Here is a 470-nt window from a genome sequence, read left to right as displayed (position 1 = left end):
TGACCAGGATCCCCATGTTTAACAGACTATTGGCGTGGCGCAGTTGCGTGCCTTCGTACAGAGCGCGCGGTAACGTTCGCGGCATCACACCGCCGACGCCCGTTCCCACCCCCTGGATGGCGCTGGCGATAATCAGTACCGTCAGGCTATGGGTGGTAATCGCGACAAGCGTGGCCAGCATAAAAATAGACATGCCGGCGAGGATCACCGGGCGGCGCCCTACGCGGTCAGAAAGGGGACCGTAAACTAGTTGCGACACGCCGTAGGTCAGCAGATAGGCGGCCATCACGCTTTGTACCGCCCCTTCACGAACGTTCAGTTCACGCGCCATATCAGCAATCGCGGGGATATAAATGGTTTGCGCCATCTGACCTACCGCCACCAGTAATACCAACATAAACAACAAATTGACGCTTCTATGCCTTTTAATTTCGCAGATTACTTTTAAAAAAGAGAAAAAAGAAGAATAA

Annotated in this window: 1 protein-coding gene; it reads right to left on the bottom strand. The window is 53.2% G+C overall.

All coding sequences use genetic code 11. The features are described from left to right. A partial coding sequence (locus ACU8YC_RS26880; RefSeq protein WP_446896240.1) for an MFS transporter occupies positions 1-430 on the bottom strand: 430 nt, incomplete at its 3' end. Positions 431-470: the final 40 nt, after the last annotated feature.

Source organism: Citrobacter sp. VF227 (assembly GCF_052950715.1).
The sequence above is the reverse complement of the archived record's forward strand: the minus strand, read 5'-3'. Positions and strand labels throughout refer to the sequence as shown.